Source organism: Frigidibacter oleivorans, from assembly GCF_003993775.1.
Classification (GTDB): domain Bacteria; phylum Pseudomonadota; class Alphaproteobacteria; order Rhodobacterales; family Rhodobacteraceae; genus Frigidibacter; species Frigidibacter oleivorans.
The window spans coordinates 34,960-50,057 of sequence record NZ_RJRZ01000021.1; the positions used below are offsets into that span (position 1 = coordinate 34,960).

The following is a 15,098-nucleotide window of genomic DNA, read 5'->3' on the forward strand; positions in this document are numbered from 1 at the left end:
AACCGCCCGGCGCGGCCCCCGGGGGCCGGGCTAGATCTTCAGGAAGGGCTGCACCAGCCGGGGCAGCAGGCCGCGGAAGCGCAGCGGCGCGTCGGTGGCGGCGAGGCAGATGCAATCCTCGCCCGGTTCCGCCGTGGGCGTATGTTCCACCTCGGGATCCGCCACCTCGACATCGCCGCGGGCGAAGCGGCCGCCCGCGTCGCTGAACGCACCCTGCAGCACCAGCGTCAGTTCCCGCCCGTGATGGCCGTGATCCGGCACCGCCGCTCCGGCAGGGATGTAGAGCAGCCGCGCCCGCGCGCCCGGCCCGGTCTTCAGGATCGCCTGCCGCACCCCCATGCCCACCGGCCGCCAGCGCACGGCGGCCAGATCGCCGCCGACATGATCCTGCAGCGGCGCGGGGAAGATGCCCGGTGCGTGGCGGCGGGCCGGGCGCACCGGCGGCTCGGGAGGGGTCCGATCCAGCCGCCGCAGTACGGCCTGCAGCCCGGCCTCGAGCCCCGCCTCGCCGTCGGGATCGGCATCGGCGTCGAGGCTGTCGAGCAGCGCGCCGCCGAGCGCGTCGAAGGCCGCGACGGTCGCGCGGCTTTCGTCGCACAACGACAGATGCGTGGCGATCAGCAGGTTGAAGGCTTCGGGCAGGCTTCCGGTCGTATAGGCCAGCAGCAGGTCGTCGGGCAGGGGATGGCGAATGGTCGGGGTCATGGATGAAGGGGTCATGTCAGGTCGTGGCGGAGCCGGTCCAGCGCCAGCCGGATCCGGGATTTGATGGTGCCGAGCGGCAGGCCGGTGGCGGCCGCGATCTCGCTGTGCGACCGGTCGGCGAAATAGGCCTGCTCGATCAGGGCGCGCTGCTTGTCGGGCAGGTTGCGCAGCGCCGCGGCCAGCCGGGCGCTGTCCTGCTGCAGGGCCAGCGCGTCGGCCTGATCGGGTTCGTGTTCAGGACCCCAGGGCAGATCCTCGGGTTCCGGCCGGCGGGTGCGGCGCAGGATGTCGATGCGGCGGTTGCGGGCGATGGTGAAGACCCAGGTCGCCACGCTGGCGCGCGCCGGATCGTAGAGATGCGCCTTGTTCCAGAGCGTGGTCATCACGTCCTGCGCGCATTCCTCGGCCAGGGCCGCGTCGCTGCCGGACTTGATCAGGAAGGCCTTCACCCGCGGCGCGAAATGGCGGAACAGCACGGCAAAGGCGGCCCGGTCGCGATGGTCCCGGACGCGCAGCAGGGCCTCGGTCCAGTCGGCCTCGGGCGAAGACGTGGTCACTCTGCGGTCCGTCCCGTTCCTGCGATCGATCACCGGCCCGTCGGATGCGGCGGGCCGGGCGGGCCGGAACGCGCGCCAGCCGCCCCGCCCAGAATAGGCGGGGGCAGGGGCGGATGCATCCTCAAAGTCAGGCAGGGCGATTGCGGTCAGCATGCGGTTCATACGGAGGCCGCGCGGTGCCGGATCACCGGCGCCGACGAGGCTCGCGGACGGCGGTTCCCGCGGCCGCCGGAGTGATCCGGGGCGCCGCGGCCGGCGTAACGTCTTGACGGACCGACCCCAAAGCCCCCACTGCCCAGACAAGACCGCCGGAGCCCTTGATGCCTTTCGAAACCTTCGACCACGCCCCCCGCCGCATTGCCGTGATCGGGGGCGGCATCTCGGGGATGGCGGCGGCGCATCTGCTGGCCGGGCGGCACCGGGTGGTGCTGATCGAGGCCGCGCCCCGGCTGGGCGGGCATGCGCGCACCGTGATGGCGGGCCGGCGTGGCGACCAGCCGGTCGATACCGGCTTCATCGTCTTCAACCGCGTGAACTATCCCGGTCTGGTCGCGCTGTTCGAATCGCTCGACGTGCCGGTCGCGCCCAGCGACATGAGCTTCGGCGCCTCGATCGACGGGGGGCGGTTCGAATACGGGCTGCGCAACGTCGCGGCGATGTTCGCGCAGAAGCGGCGCGCCGGCGATCCGCGCTTCTGGCGGATGATCCGCGACATCCTGCATTTCAACCGCAACGGGCTGGCCGCCGCCGACGACCCGTCGATGACGATCCGCGACCTGCTGGGACGGCTGGGCACCGGGCCGTGGTTCCGCGACTACTACATCACGCCGCTGTCCGGCGCGATCTGGTCCACACCCACGCGCGGCATCCTGGAATTTCCGGCGCAGGCGATGCTGCGCTTCTTCCAGAACCATGCGCTGCTGTCGGCAACGGGCCAGCACCAGTGGTACACGGTGCGCGGCGGATCGGTCGAATATGTCCGCCGGCTGGAGGCGTCGATGCGCGCGCGGGGGGTCGAGATCCGGACCCGCACGCCGGTGGCCGCCGTCCGCCGCGCCGCGCTGGCGCCGGAATTGCGGGTGGAGGGCGGCGCGTGGGAGGCGTTCGACGACGTGATCCTCGCCGCCCATTCCGACGACGCGCTGCGGCTGCTGTCCGACCCGTCCGAGGCGGAACGCACGGCGCTGTCGCGCATCCGCTATCAGCCGAACGAGATGGTGCTGCATTCCGACCCCGCCGTGATGCCGCGCCGCCGGGCCGCCTGGGCCAGCTGGGTCTATTCGGAACCGGCGGGCGCCCTGTCGGACCGGATCGACCTGACCTACTGGATGAACTCCCTGCAGCCGATCCCCAAGGACGACCCGCTGTTCGTGACGCTGAACGGCCGCCACCCGGTCCGCGAGGCGCTGATCCATGACAGCACCACCTTCCGCCACCCGGTCTATGACCTCGCCGCGCTGGAGGGGCAGCGGATGGTCCGGGCGCTGAACGGCACCCGCAACACCTGGTTCTGCGGGGCGTGGATGCGCCACGGCTTTCACGAGGACGGCTTCGCCAGCGCCGAGGCCGTGGCCCGCGCCATCGACGCGCCGCATCTGGAGGCGGCGGCGTGAACCGCGTCGACCATATCCGGGGCCGCACCTTCCACGGCCGGCGCGGCGCGGTGGAGAATGCCTTCAGCTATGGCATCGACTATGTGCTGATCCCGGACATGGAGGCGTCGGTGACGGCGCCCGCGCCCTTTTCGCGCCGGCGCGGCACGGTCGCGGGCGTGCGCGACGCCGATCATGGCGGACCGCCCGGGCAGGGCCGGGGGGCGGTCTGGCTGCGCGAGGTGCTGGCGGCCGAGGGGATCGACCTGCCGGGGGCGACGGTCGGGCTGCTGACGCAGCCGCGCCTGCTGGGCCATGTGTTCAACCCGGTCTCCTTCTGGCTGGTGACGGACGCGGCGGGCCTGCGGGCGGTGGTCGCCGAGGTCACCAATACCTTCGGCGACCGCCACTCCTATCTCTGCGCCCATTCCGACCTGCGCCCGATCCTGCCGGGGGACGAGATGGTGGCGACGAAGGTCTTTCACGTCTCGCCCTTCCAGCAGATCGCGGGCGAGTACCGCTTTCGCTTTGCCATCGGCGCGGACAGCGTGGCGATCCGCATCGACTATCGGACCGAGGGCGCGGGGCTGCTGGCCACGCTGCAGGGGCGGCGCGCGCCGCTGACCCTGCCCGGGCTGGCGGGGGCGGCGCTGCGCCGGCCCTTCGGCAGCCGCCGGGTGCTGGCGCTGATCCACTGGCAGGCGCTGAAGCTGGCGCTGAAGGGCGCGCGCTATCGCCGCCGCCCGACGCCGCCCGCGCAGGAGGTGACGCGATGACCCTGCCCGCGTGGCAGTACTGGCTGGTCGGCGCCAGCGAGGGGCTGGGCCGCGCGCTGGCGCAGCAACTGGCGGCGCGGGGCGTGGGCCTGACCCTGTCGGCCCGCAGCGGCGACCGGCTGACGGAGCTGGCCGACAGCCTGCCCGGCGGGGCGCGGGTGCTGCCCATGGACGTGACCGATGCGGCCTCGGTGCGCGCGGCGGCAGAGGAGGCGGGCGAGGTCGAGGGGCTGGTCTGGCTGGCCGGAACCTACTGGCCGATGGCGGCGCAGACCATCGACCCCGACCGCGCGGCGGCGATGATCGACGTGAACCTGACCGGCCTGCATCGCCTGCTGGGCCATGTGCTGCCGGGGATGCTGGCGCGCGACCGGGGGCATCTGCTGCTGACCGGGTCGCTGTCGGCCTATCGCGGCCTGCCGGGGGCGGTTGGCTATTCCGCCTCGAAGGCGGGGGTGATGGCGCTGGCGGAAACCCTGCGCGCCGACCTGCGCCGCACGGGCGTCCGGGTGCAGCTGGCCAATCCCGGCTTCATCCGCACCCGGCTGACGGCGAAGAACGATTTCGACATGCCGCAGATCATGGAGCCGGAGGTTGCGGCGGGCCATATGCTGCGTCTGATGGAAAGCCGCCGTTTCGCCAGCGCCTTCCCCCACCCCTTCGCCGACCTGTTCCGGGTGGCGCGGCTGATCCCCGCGCCGCTGTGGCATCGGCTGATGGGCTGATCAGGACCGGTTCGCCCAGTCCGCCCGGTGCAGGAACTGCGCCGTCTCGCGCGTCGCCTCCAGCCAGCGGGCGATCAGGCGCGGGTCGCGGGGCGCGGCCTGAACGCCCGCCGGCAATTCCCGCGCCAGCACCGACTCCACCGCCAGCGCCACGGTCCCCGACACCAGCCGCGCCATCGCCGAGCCGCGTGCGTCTCCGGTCGCATCCAGCGCCCAGCCGCGATGGAACACCGCGCGCCCGTCGCTTTCCGCCTTCAGCGCCACGGCCAGCACCACCCGGTCGGGTTCGTCCGGGGCATAGGCGTTCTCGCGCCCCAGCCGGTCGGCCAGCGCCGCCAGTTCCGCCGCATCGCCTCCCTCCAGCGCCACAAAGACCGGCTGCCATGCCTCGGCCCAGCCCAGCAGGCGCAGGGTGCCGCGCTGGAAGTCCCGCACCGTCCAGCCGGGGTCGAAGCCGTAGTCGGCAAGGAAGGGCAGCGAGTCGCGGTTGGGATAGACCTCGAAGGTCTCGGGCGGGATCAGCGGCGCGTCGAAGCGGCTGACCGCCTGCCAGGGCCGGTCCACCGTCAGCTCGCTGAAGGCGCGGATGCAGCGGGCGGGCGATTGCAGCGCCTTCAGCACCGCGAGCGGCGACCACGAGAACTTGTAGCGAAACGCGTTCGGATGCCGGGGGAAACCGCCGCAGACAGAGGTGAAGGACAGCACGTTCTCCGGGTCGTGGGCGGGGCTGGCGCGATAGGCCGCCACCAGATCATGCGCCATCAGGTGATCGAGCCCCGGGTCCAGCCCCACCTCGTTCACCAGCGCCACGCCGGCCCTCCGCGCCGGCCCGTCGAGAGCGCGCATCGCCGGCGACAGGTAGCTGGAGCAGACGAAATGCGCGCCGGCCTCTACCGCCAGCCGGGCCAGCGCCGGATGGCCATCCGCCGGCACCATCGACACCAGCACGTCGCCCGGGGCCAGCGCGGCGGCCAGCGCCGCCGGATCGGCCTGCCGGATCTCGGCGCCCGCGCCGGCGACCCCTGCCGCCGCGGCGGGGTTCAGGTCCCAGACCGTCACCGGATGCCCGGCCGCGATCAGCCGCCGCAACCCCGGCCCCGAGGACAGTCCCGCGCCGCACCAGTGTATCCGTGCCAAGCCGCACCTCCGTTTCGGCCAAGGGGAATCATGCCCGCCCGCTAAGGGCAAGCCCCGGGGCATGGTTCAGTCCCAGGTCACGTCGCCGAGGAAGATGTAGCCCGCGCCATAGATCGTCTTGATCAGGCGGGGGTTCTTCGGATCCTCGCCCAGCTTGGTCCGCAGGCGCGAGATGCGCACATCCATCGCCCGGTCGAAGCTGTCGCCCGCGACGCCGCCGAGGCTTTCCTGCATCTGCGCCCGGCTGATCAGGCGCTTGGGCGTGTCGAGGAACAGGCGCAGCACCTCGCCCTCGGCATGGCTGAAGGCGGTTTCGCTGCCATCCTCGGCCACCAGCAGGTAGCGGTCGAAATGCGCGGTCCAGCCGGCGAAGCGGGCGGTGGCGCCGTGGCGGTCGGGTTCGGTCCGGCCGCGGCGCAGGCGGGCGCGGATGCGCGCCACCACCTCGGTCGGGTCGAAGGGCTTGATCACATAGTCGTCGGCGCCCAGTTCCAGCCCCGTCACCCGGTCCTGCACCTGTGCCCGGCCCGAGATGATGATGATCGCCGCCCCCGACTCCAGCGCCAGCCGGTGCACCACCGCCAGCCCGTCGCGGTCGGGCAGGCCCAGATCGACAAGGCAGACATCCGGCGAGCCGCGTTTCAGCGCCGCCTCGAATTCGGTGGCACGGGCGAAGGCCGTGGTGCGAAAGCCCGCCTCCTCCAGCGCGTCCTGCAGCATACGGCGGATTTCGGGCTCGTCGTCGAGGATGGCCACATGCGGTGACTGGCTCATGGCGCGGGTCCTTGGTCGGGGGCGGCGAGGAAGGCCGCGAGTTCGGCGGCGGTGAAGGGCTTGCCCAGCACCGGGCACGGGGCGGCGGCGCGCAGCGCATCGCCGGGCGGCAGCGAGGTCATCAGCCGCAGCCGCGGCCCGTCCGGCCGGTCGGCCAGACGGCGGACGAGGTCGACGCCGGTCATCCCGCCGGCCAAATGGATGTCGGACAGCACGGTATCGAGTTCCGGCAGGTCGGCAAGGTCCAGCGCCTCGGCCGCCGATCCGGCCTCGATCACCGCATGGCCCATGGCGCGCAGCATCTCGCGCACCTCGGTGCGGATCTCCTCGCGATCCTCGACCAGCAAAACCAGTCCCGGCACGGCGGCGGGACCGGGGCGGCGCAGGGGCAGGCGCAGCGTCACCCGCGCGCCGTGGCCGCCCTCGCCGTCCGCCGCATCGCGGTTTTCCAGCCGCACGGTGCCGCCCGACAGCTTGACGAAATCATAGACCATCGACAGGCCCAACCCCGAGCCCTCGCCGCCCTTTTCGGTGTAGAACGGGTCCAGCGCCCGGTCGAGTGCGGTGGCGCTGAAGCCGGGGCCGGTATCCTCGACCACCAGTTCCAGCCAGGTGTCGCGCAGGGCGCGGGCCGACAGCCGGATCGTGCCCGCCCGCCCGCCGATCGCGTCCCGCGCGTTCAGCACGAGGTTCAGCAGCGCGTCCTGCAGCGAGCCGCCCTCGATCAGCACCGGGCCGCCCGTGTCGCCGACGGACAGGTCCAGCGCCACGGTTTCCGGCAGGGTGGGCCGGGTCATCGCCGCCAGATCGGCCAGCAGGCGGTCCACCGCCACCGGCTGCGGGCGCAGTTCGCGCGGGCCCGAGATGCTGGCGATCCGGTCCAGCAGCGTGCCGCCGCGCCGGGCGGCGGCCAGCGTCGCCGCGGCCAGATCCGCCGCCTCGGGGGGCAGCCCGGGCACCCGTTCCAGCCGCCCCTGCAGCCCGAGGATGATGGTCAGCAGGTTGGCGAAGTCATGGGCTAGCCCCGAGGTCAGCTGCGCGGCGAGTTCCCGTTTCGCGGTATGGGCCAGCGCGGCGCGGGCCTGCGCCTCGGCCGTGACGTCGGTGGACAGGATGTAGGTGCCGATCACCGTGCCGTCGGGCGCGGTGTCGGGGGTCAGGGCGATGCGGATGCGCCGCCCCGAGGGCGCATGCGTGATCTCGAAGACCAGCGCCTCGCCCGCCAGCGCCCGGTCGATGGCGGGCAGGATCTGGGCCGCCGCCACCGGCCCGTGGCATTCATGCATCGGGCGGCCCACGATGTCGGACCGGCTGCCCGGCATCACCTCGGACAGCCGCCGGTTCGAGAAGGTGTAGACCCGCCGCCGGTCGACATGGGCGATATGGGCAGGCGTCATTTCCGTCACCAGCCGGGTGCGCGCCTCGATCTCGGTCAGTTCGCGCTTGGCTTCCTCCAGTGCGGCATTCGAGGCGGCGAGTTCGCGGTTGGTCAGCGCCAGCCGTTCGGCATGGGCGATCACCTGTTCCGACAGTTCCTCGGACCGGGTGCGCAGCAGCGCCTCCTGCCGCTTGATCGCGGTGATGTCGGTATAAACGGTGACCCACCCGCCCTGCGGCAGGGGCGAGCCCTCGACCGCGATGGTCCGGCCGTTGGCGCGCAGTCGTTCCATGTAGTGGGGCACGAAGGCACGGGCCTGATCGACGCGAAACCGCACCGCCGCCTCGGGGTCGGCGACCGGCCCGTATTCGCCGCGCAGCACCAGGAACCGGATCGTTTCGGCGAAGGAGGTGCCGGGACGGGTCAGTTCCTCGGGCAGGTCGAACATGATCCGGTACTGCCGGTTGGACACCGCCAGCCGCAGGTCGCGGTCGAAGATCGACAGCGCCTGCTGGATCAGGTTCAGCCCCGCCTGCGTCAGCTTCTGGAAATCCTCGTCCGCCATCGCTCCTCCTGCCATCATCGCTAGCACCGGCGCAGGCGGGCGCAAAGGCCGTGCGCGGCGTCGCAAGAATTCGATAGGATTGCGAAAAACTGCGGTAAACTTTCCCCCGCAGCCTTGCAGGACCGACCGGGAGAGGAGCCCGGCCGGCAGCGCCGGAAAGACGGCGCGCAGGGCCGGAAAGACGGCGCGCAGGGCCGCGGCACGCGCCGCAGGCCTTGCGGCGCCGCAGGGGAGGACAGCGCGGGTGACGACAGAAGCGGCTTCGGACGCGCCGGTATCCATTCCGGGGCTTCTGGCGCGCAACGTGGCGCGGCATGGGGCGAAGGCGGCCTATCGCGAAAAGGAATTCGGCATCTGGCAATGCTGGAGCTGGGCGGAGGCGGCCGAGGAGATTCGCGCGCTGGCGCTGGGTCTGCTGGCACTGGGCGTCGCCAGGGGCGATCACGTCGCCATCATCGGCCGCAACCGGCCCGCGCATTACTGGTCCATCGTCGCGGTGCAGATGTGCGGCGCGGTGCCGGTGCCGCTGTATCAGGACGCCGTGGCCGACGAGATGGCCTATGTCCTCGACCATTGCGGCGCGGGCTTCGTGATCTGCGGCGACCAGGAGCAGGTCGACAAGATCATCGAGATCGAGGATCGCATCCACTCCATCCGCCAGGTGATCTACACCGACCGGCGGGGGATGCGGAAATACGACCACAGCCGGATGAACGCGCTGGCCGATGTGCAGGCCGAGGGCCGCGCCGGCCATCACCGGCTGGAGGCGGAACTGGACCGGCGCATCGCGGCGCTGGACTACGACAGCACCTGCGTCATGCTTTATACCTCGGGCACGACGGGCCGGCCGAAGGGCGTGGTCCTGTCGAACCGCAACATCATCGAGACGGCGCGCAACACCTCGGATTTCGACCGGCTGGGACCGGACGAGGAAGTGCTGGCCTATCTGCCGATGGCCTGGGTGGGCGACTTCATCTTCTCGATCGGGCAGGCCTACTGGTCGGGCTTCTGCGTGAACTGCCCGGAATCGCCGGCGACGATGATGACCGACCTGCGCGAGATCGGGCCCACCTATTTCTTCGCGCCGCCCCGGGTGTTCGAGGGGCAGCTGACGCAGGTGATGATCCGCATGGAGGACGCGGGCCGGCTGAAGCGGGCGATGTTCCACCATTTCATGCGCCTTGCGCGGCGGGTGGGGCCCGCGATCCTCGACCGGCGGACGGTCGGGGCGCTGGACCGGCTGCGCTATGCCCTGGGGGGCCTCTGCGTCTATGGCCCGCTGAAGAACGTGCTGGGGCTCAGCCGTGTCCGCGTGGGCTATACCGCGGGCGAGGCCATCGGCCCCGAGATCTTCGATTTCTACCGCGCGCTCGGGATCAACCTGAAACAGCTTTACGGCCAGACCGAGGCCTCGGTCTTCATCACCCAGCAGCCGGACGGGCAGGTGCGGTCCGATACGGTGGGCGTTCCCAGCCCCGGGGTCGAGGTGAGGGTCGGCGAGACGGGCGAGGTCTTCTACCGCTCGCCCGGGACCTTCGTCGAATATTACAAGAACGCCGCCAGCACCGCCTCGACCAAGGATGCGGAAGGCTGGGTGGCGACGGGCGATGCCGGCTTCTTCGAGGAAGGGACCGGTCACCTGCGGATCATCGACCGGGCCAAGGATGTGGGCAAGATGGCCGACGGACGGCTGTTCGCGCCGAAATACGTCGAGAACAAGCTGAAGTTCTATCCCTCGATCCTCGAGGCCGTGGTCTTCGGCGCGGGGCGCGACCGCTGCACCGCCTTCATCAACATCGACCTGACGGCGGTGGGCAACTGGGCCGAACGGAACGGCATCGCCTATGCCAGCTATCAGGAACTGGCCGGGCATCCGAAGGTCTATGACATGATCGCCGGCCATGTGGAGGAGGTGAACGCCTCTGTCGCGGCGGATCCGATGCTGTCGGGCTGCCAGATCCACCGCTTCCTGATCCTGCACAAGGAACTGGATGCCGATGACGGCGAACTGACCCGGACCCGCAAGGTGCGCCGCGCCATCATCGCCGAGAAATACGCCGACCTGATCGCCGCGCTGTATGACGGGCGCAGCAGCATCGCGACCGAGACGGAGGTCACCTACGAGGACGGGCGCAAGGGCGCGATCCGCGCCACGCTGACCATCCGCGACGTGGTGGCCGGGCAGCCCGCGCAGAGGATGGCGGCCGAATGAACGCGGAACCCGGACCCATGACGCCAGAGACCCCGACCGATGGCGCGCGCCGCATCGGCCCCGTGCTGATGGAGATGAAGAACATCACCCTGCGCTTCGGCGGCGTGGTGGCGATCAAGGACATCAGCTTCGACATCCGCGAGGGCGAGATCCGCGCCATCATCGGGCCGAACGGCGCGGGCAAGTCGTCGATGCTGAATGTCATCTCGGGCTTTTACCATCCGCAGCAGGGCGAGGTCTGGTTCCGCGGCCAGCGCCGCGCGCCGATGCGGCCCTATCAGGTGGCGCGTCAGGGCATCGCCCGGACCTTCCAGAACATCGCGCTGTTCGACGGCATGTCGGTGCTGGACAACATCATGACCGGACGGCTGACCATGATGCGCGCGGGCCTGCTGGAACAGGCGCTGTGGTGGGGCCGCGCCGCGCGCGAGGAGGACGCCCATCGCGAGAAGGTCGAGAAGATCATCGACTTCCTCGAGATCCAGGCGATCCGCAAGACCCCGGTCGGGCGGCTGCCCTATGGCCTGAAGAAGCGGGTGGAGCTGGCCCGGGCGCTGGCGGCGGAGCCGAAGATCCTGCTGCTGGACGAACCGATGGCCGGCATGAATGTCGAGGAGAAGGAGGACATGTGCCGCTTCATCCTCGACGTGAACGACGAATTCGGCACGACCATCGCGCTGATCGAACATGACATGGGCGTGGTGATGGACCTGTCCGATCGCGTCGTGGTCATGGATTACGGCCGCAAGATCGGCGACGGCACCCCCGACGAGGTGCGCAGCAACCCCGAGGTCATCGCCGCCTATCTGGGAGTGTCGCATGACTGACCGTCGGTTCCCCGCGCAGGAGGTGACCCATGCTGCCTGACCAGATGCTGTTCGCGATGGAGGTCACGCTGAACGGCCTGATGGCGGGGGTGATGTATGCCCTCGTGGCGCTTGGCTTCGTGCTGATCTTCAAGGCCAGCGGCATCTTCAACTATGCGCAGGGGGTGCTCGCGCTGTTCGCGGCGCTGACGCTGGTGGGCATCCAGCAGGGGCAGGTGCCCTTCGCGCATCTGATCAACGCGGTCTTCGGCACCGACCTGCATCATTTCGGCTGGACGCTGCCCGCCGTGCTGGCGCTGGCGCTGACAGCGCTGGTGATGATCGGGCTGGCCTGGCTGATCGAGAGGCTGGTGCTGAAGCATCTGGTGAACCAGCCCGCGATCATCCTGTTCATGGCAACGATCGGGCTGGCCTATTTCCTCGAAGGGCTGGGCGACGTGATGTGGGGCGCCGACATCAAGACGCTGGACGTGGGCCTGCCGCAGGGGATTTCCGAGGCGGTCGAGACGGCGACGGCAAGCCTGTTCGGCTATGGCTTCTTCATCGACCGGCTGGACATGGTGGCGACGGTGGTGGCCGCGATCCTCGTGCTGTCGCTGACGCTGTTCAGCCAGTATTCGCGCCAGGGCCGGGCGCTGCGCGCGGTGGCCGACGACCATCAGGCAGCGCTGTCGGTGGGCATCAGCCTGCGCTTCATCTGGGTGCTCGTCTGGTCCATTGCCGGAATCGTGGCGCTGGTCGCCGGCGTCATGTGGGGCACCAAGTCCGGCGTGCAGTTCTCGCTCAGCCTGATCGCGCTGAAGGCGCTGCCGGTGCTGATGCTGGGCGGCTTCACCTCGATCCCCGGCGCCATCGTCGGCGGGCTGATCATCGGCATGGGCGAGAAGCTGTTCGAGTTCTTCGCGGGCCCGCTGATCGGCGGGGCGACCGAGAACTGGTTCGCCTATGTGCTGGCGCTGCTGTTCCTTGTCGTGCGGCCGCAGGGCCTGTTCGGCGAACGCATCATCGAAAGGGTCTGACCATGATCGCCACGCATCCGAATCCGGTTGATCGGCGGGCGGCTTCGCGCTTTCATCTGCGTCAACCTGCCGCAGGAGGGGCGCGCAGGCCGCAATCCGGGGGGACGCCGCATCGTGAAGACCTGTTCGATCCTCTGCGTCACCGGCTGGTCGGCGGCGCTGGCCTTCGGCTGGCTGGCACTGGCCGCGCCGCAGGGGGAGCCCGCGGGGCAACTGGCGCTGCACATGGCGCTGGCGGGCACCGGGGCCGCGGCAGGGATGTGGTCCTGGCTCAGGATTTCGCGGCGCCTCGACCGCTGACGGGCGCGGCACGCCGCCCCCTGCAGGGAGGGCGGCGCTGATGCTGTACCGCGAGGCAGGCGACTTCAAGACGTCCTACCGGGACGATGCCCAGACCTTTCCGATCCGTTTCGACCGCCGCGGCTATTACGCGCTGCTGGCGGTGGCGGCGGCGGTGGTGCCCTTCGTCATCAACGACTACTGGGCGAATGCCGTCTTTGTGCCCTTCCTGATCTATGCCATCGCCGCCCTCGGGCTGAACATCCTGACCGGCTATTGCGGGCAGGTCAGCCTCGGCACCGGCGGGTTCATGGCGGTGGGCGCCTATGCGATGTACAAGCTGATGACCGCCTTCCCCGAGGTGTCGGTGCTGATCCATGTGCTGCTGGCGGGCGGGATCACGGCGGCGGTGGGGGTGCTGTTCGGCCTGCCCTCGCTGCGGATCAAGGGCTTCTACCTTGCGGTGGCGACGCTGGCCGCACAGTTCTTCCTCGTCTGGCTCTTCAACAAGGTGCCGTGGTTCTACAACTACTCGGCCTCGGGGCAGATCACCGCGCCCGAACGCACGGTGCTGGGCTGGTATGTCACCGGGCCGCAGACGACGGCGGCGACCAAATACCTGATCTGCCTCGGCTTCGTCTTTCTGCTGGCCTGGATCGCGCGGAACCTGACCCGCGGCACCGCCGGGCGCAGATGGATGGCGATCCGCGACATGGACATCGCGGCCGAGATCATCGGGGTGAACCCGCTGACCACGAAACTGTCGGCCTTCGCCGTGTCCTCCTTCTTCATCGGGGTGGCGGGGGCGCTGTTCTTCTCGGTCTATCTGGGCGCGGCCGAGGTGGGCGAGGCCTTCGGGATCAACAAGAGCTTTCTCGTGCTGTTCATGGTGATCATCGGCGGGCTTGGCAGCATCTTCGGCAGCTTCGCCGGCGCCGCCTTCCTGGTGCTGCTGCCGGTGTTCCTGAAGAACGTGCTGGGCGGCGTGCTCGGCTGGCCCACCGATCTGGCGGCGCATATCGAACTGATGATCGTGGGGGCGCTGATCGTGGGCTTCCTGATCGCCGAACCGCACGGGCTGGCGCAGCTCTGGCGGCTGGCGAAGGAAAAGCTGCGGCTGTGGCCCTTCCCGCACTGAACGACTGCCGGGCCGCCCGCAGAAGGCGACCCGGTCCAACCGTCACGCATTCGACATTCTGGGAGGAGACTGAATGACGACGAAACTTGCAAGCCTCGCCATGGCCCTGGCGCTGGCCACCGCGCTGCCGGCGCATGCCGATCTGGTGGTGCCGGATCTCAGCTATCGCACCGGGCCCTTCGCCGCCGGGGGCATCCCCTATTCCGACGGGTTCCAGGACTACTTCACCCTGCTGAACGAACGCGACGGCGGCATCGGCGGGGTGATGGTGCAGACCCCGGAATGCGAAACCGCCTACAACACGGAAAAAGGGGTGGAATGCTACGAATCCACCAAGGGCAGCGGGGCCCTGGTCTATAACCCGCTGTCCACCGGCATCACCTATCAGCTGATCCCGAAGGTATCGCAGGACGGCATCCCGCTTTACACCCCCGGCTATGGCCGCACCTCGGCGGCGAACGGGAAGGTGTTCGAATGGGTGTTCAACTACCCGGCGAACTACTGGGACGGTGCCTCGGTCGCGGTGAAATACCTGCTGGACCAGAACGGCGGCAGCCTCGAGGGCAAGAAGATCGCGCTGCTCTATCACAACTCCGCCTATGGCAAGGAGCCGATCCGCACCCTGCAGGAACTGTCGAAGAAGCACGGCTTCGCGCTGACCGAGATCCCGATCGACTCGCCCGGTCAGGAGCAGAAGTCGCAATGGCTGCAGGTGCGCCGCGAACGGCCGGACTATGTGCTGTTCTGGGGCTGGGGCGTGATGAACCAGGTCGCCGTGCAGGAGGCCGTGAACATCCGCTTCCCGATGGAAAACTTCATCGGCATCTGGTGGTCGGGGTCGGAGAACGACGTGACGCCCGCGGGCGCCGGCGCCACCGGCTACAAGGCGCTGACCTTCAACGGCGTCGGCACCGACTATCCGATCTATAACGACATCCAGAAATATGTGGTGGATGCCGGCAAGGCATCGGGCGCGGGCGACCAGATCGGCAGCGTGATCTATTCGCGCGGCATGTATGCGGCGGTCGTCATCTCCGAGGCGATCCGCAAGGCGCAGGAACTGGCCGGCCATGCCGATGTCACCGCGGCCGAGGTGCGCGACGGCTTCGAGGCGCTGGAGATCACCGATGCGCGGATGGCGGAACTGGGGCTGGAAGGCTTCGGCCAGTCCTTCGCGGCCAGCTGCGAAGATCATGGCGGTCCGGGCGGCGCGATGCTGCAGCAATGGGATGCCAGCGCCGGCAAATGGACGCTGCTGACCGACTTCATCACCCCCGACGACGAGGTGCTGAACGCGCTGGTGATGGAAGACTCCGCCGCCTACGCCAAGGAGGCGGGCCTGACCGAACGCTGCAACTGACCGTCGGGCCGCCCCCGTCCCGTGCGACCGGGGCGGCCCCCTGCAGGGAAACCG

At 69.8% G+C, this 15,098-nt stretch carries 14 protein-coding genes; 9 read left to right on the plus strand and 5 right to left on the minus strand.

The features are described 5' to 3' along the window. Nucleotides 1-30: 30 nt before the first annotated feature. Together EEY80_RS18165 and EEY80_RS18170 are read right to left on the minus strand one after the other, a co-directional pair. A complete protein-coding gene (locus tag EEY80_RS18165; RefSeq protein ID WP_126979012.1) occupies nt 31-705 on the minus strand; it encodes a ChrR family anti-sigma-E factor in 675 nt (224 codons plus the stop codon). 11 nt (nt 706-716) lie between these two features. Further along, complete coding sequence (locus EEY80_RS18170) at nt 717-1,262, minus strand: sigma-70 family RNA polymerase sigma factor (RefSeq protein ID WP_235829903.1); 546 nt, start codon at nt 1,260-1,262, stop codon at nt 717-719. 320 nt (nt 1,263-1,582) lie between these two features. Between EEY80_RS18170 and EEY80_RS18175 the strand changes: the two genes are divergently transcribed. The 3 genes from EEY80_RS18175 to EEY80_RS18185 are packed head-to-tail and all read left to right on the plus strand — an operon-like array spanning nt 1,583 to nt 4,355. Then, nucleotides 1,583-2,875: an NAD(P)/FAD-dependent oxidoreductase gene (locus EEY80_RS18175; RefSeq protein WP_126979016.1), complete on the plus strand. Its 1,293-nt coding sequence runs from the start codon at nt 1,583-1,585 to the stop codon at nt 2,873-2,875. Beyond that, nucleotides 2,872-3,630, plus strand: coding sequence for a DUF1365 domain-containing protein (locus tag EEY80_RS18180; protein WP_126979018.1), 759 nt, complete (start codon nt 2,872-2,874; stop codon nt 3,628-3,630). Before EEY80_RS18175 ends, EEY80_RS18180 begins: the two co-directional genes overlap by 4 nt. Beyond that, the gene (locus tag EEY80_RS18185) at nt 3,627-4,355 is read left to right on the plus strand and encodes an SDR family NAD(P)-dependent oxidoreductase (protein WP_126979021.1); all 729 of its coding nucleotides are present in this window, start codon (nt 3,627-3,629) and stop codon (nt 4,353-4,355) included. Before EEY80_RS18180 ends, EEY80_RS18185 begins: the two co-directional genes overlap by 4 nt. Here the strand turns inward: EEY80_RS18185 and EEY80_RS18190 are convergent, their stop codons facing one another. The 3 genes from EEY80_RS18190 to EEY80_RS18200 form a co-directional block, all read right to left on the minus strand. Further along, a complete protein-coding gene (locus tag EEY80_RS18190; protein ID WP_235829904.1) occupies nt 4,356-5,492 on the minus strand; it encodes a saccharopine dehydrogenase C-terminal domain-containing protein in 1,137 nt (378 codons plus the stop codon). Nucleotides 5,493-5,558: 66 nt separating this feature from the next. Continuing rightward, complete coding sequence (locus EEY80_RS18195) at nt 5,559-6,266, minus strand: response regulator transcription factor (protein WP_126979025.1); 708 nt, start codon at nt 6,264-6,266, stop codon at nt 5,559-5,561. Further along, nucleotides 6,263-8,209: a hybrid sensor histidine kinase/response regulator gene (locus EEY80_RS18200; protein WP_126979027.1), complete on the minus strand. Its 1,947-nt coding sequence runs from the start codon at nt 8,207-8,209 to the stop codon at nt 6,263-6,265. The genes EEY80_RS18195 and EEY80_RS18200 overlap by 4 nt, the downstream gene beginning before the upstream one ends. A 244-nt stretch (nt 8,210-8,453) precedes the next feature. Here EEY80_RS18200 and EEY80_RS18205 point away from each other — a divergent pair, with 244 nt between their 5' ends. The 6 genes from EEY80_RS18205 (at nt 8,454) to EEY80_RS18230 (ending at nt 15,044) form a co-directional block, all read left to right on the plus strand. Further along, the gene (locus EEY80_RS18205; protein WP_164738310.1) at nt 8,454-10,421 is read left to right on the plus strand and encodes an AMP-binding protein; all 1,968 of its coding nucleotides are present in this window, start codon (nt 8,454-8,456) and stop codon (nt 10,419-10,421) included. A 17-nt stretch (nt 10,422-10,438) separates the two neighbouring features. Then, nucleotides 10,439-11,248 (plus strand): ABC transporter ATP-binding protein, encoded by an 810-nt coding sequence (locus tag EEY80_RS18210; RefSeq protein ID WP_126979029.1) that lies wholly within the window; start codon nt 10,439-10,441, stop codon nt 11,246-11,248. A 29-nt stretch (nt 11,249-11,277) separates the two neighbouring features. Then, the gene (locus EEY80_RS18215; protein WP_126979031.1) at nt 11,278-12,267 is read left to right on the plus strand and encodes a branched-chain amino acid ABC transporter permease; all 990 of its coding nucleotides are present in this window, start codon (nt 11,278-11,280) and stop codon (nt 12,265-12,267) included. A 114-nt stretch (nt 12,268-12,381) separates the two neighbouring features. Continuing rightward, nucleotides 12,382-12,567 (plus strand): hypothetical protein, encoded by a 186-nt coding sequence (locus tag EEY80_RS18220; RefSeq protein WP_126979033.1) that lies wholly within the window; start codon nt 12,382-12,384, stop codon nt 12,565-12,567. Nucleotides 12,568-12,607: 40 nt separating this feature from the next. Next, nucleotides 12,608-13,684, plus strand: a complete 1,077-nt coding sequence (locus tag EEY80_RS18225) for a branched-chain amino acid ABC transporter permease (protein ID WP_126979035.1) — start codon at nt 12,608-12,610, stop codon at nt 13,682-13,684. A 73-nt stretch (nt 13,685-13,757) separates the two neighbouring features. Further along, entirely contained in the window at nt 13,758-15,044 is a 1,287-nt protein-coding gene (locus tag EEY80_RS18230) for an ABC transporter substrate-binding protein (protein WP_126979037.1), read from the plus strand. The last annotated feature ends 54 nt before the right edge of the window (nt 15,045-15,098 follow it).

Excerpts from the sequence above, each read along its gene's own strand:
- EEY80_RS18165 (WP_126979012.1), bottom strand. The coding sequence starts at position 705 with ATGACCCCGACCATTCGCCATCCCCTGCCCGACGACCTGCTGCTGGCC.
- EEY80_RS18175 (WP_126979016.1), top strand. The coding sequence starts at position 1,583 with ATGCCTTTCGAAACCTTCGACCACGCCCCCCGCCGCATTGCCGTGATC.
- EEY80_RS18185 (WP_126979021.1), top strand. The coding sequence starts at position 3,627 with ATGACCCTGCCCGCGTGGCAGTACTGGCTGGTCGGCGCCAGCGAGGGG.
- EEY80_RS18195 (WP_126979025.1), bottom strand. The coding sequence starts at position 6,266 with ATGAGCCAGTCACCGCATGTGGCCATCCTCGACGACGAGCCCGAAATC.
- EEY80_RS18200 (WP_126979027.1), bottom strand. The coding sequence starts at position 8,209 with ATGGCGGACGAGGATTTCCAGAAGCTGACGCAGGCGGGGCTGAACCTG.
- EEY80_RS18210 (WP_126979029.1), top strand. The coding sequence starts at position 10,439 with ATGACGCCAGAGACCCCGACCGATGGCGCGCGCCGCATCGGCCCCGTG.
- EEY80_RS18215 (WP_126979031.1), top strand. The coding sequence starts at position 11,278 with ATGCTGCCTGACCAGATGCTGTTCGCGATGGAGGTCACGCTGAACGGC.
- EEY80_RS18225 (WP_126979035.1), top strand. The coding sequence starts at position 12,608 with ATGCTGTACCGCGAGGCAGGCGACTTCAAGACGTCCTACCGGGACGAT.
- EEY80_RS18230 (WP_126979037.1), top strand. The coding sequence starts at position 13,758 with ATGACGACGAAACTTGCAAGCCTCGCCATGGCCCTGGCGCTGGCCACC.